The 239-nt window shown below is 38.9% G+C and carries 1 pseudogene; it reads right to left on the bottom strand.

The features are described 5' to 3' along the window. Positions 1-172: pseudogene (locus CXF74_RS00055) on the bottom strand (helix-turn-helix domain-containing protein); the annotation flags it as partial. Between the last annotated feature and the right edge of the window lie 67 nt (positions 173-239).

The raw sequence follows: 239 nt of genomic DNA, 5'->3' as shown, positions 1-239 counted from the left end.
GCTCTGCATTTAAAAAACTGTCTGAACCCCCATTATCTGATGTTAATTTTTGTTGGGTTAGAAAGTCATTAATATGGCGTGTTATCGTTGACTCATGAATACGTAAAGCTTGAGCAATCATCGATATTTTCCAGCCCTCTGAGCACAACAAAACAGCTTTAATACGATCACGGGTATAGATGACACCACACACCGAATTCTTGATGCAAAACCGATAGAAAAGAAAGTGCGTAACAGTG

Origin of the sequence: Psychromonas sp. Urea-02u-13, assembly GCF_002835995.1 — a bacterium.
Lineage (GTDB): Bacteria > Pseudomonadota > Gammaproteobacteria > Enterobacterales > Psychromonadaceae > Psychromonas.
The sequence above is the reverse complement of the archived record's forward strand: the minus strand, read 5'-3'. Positions and strand labels throughout refer to the sequence as shown.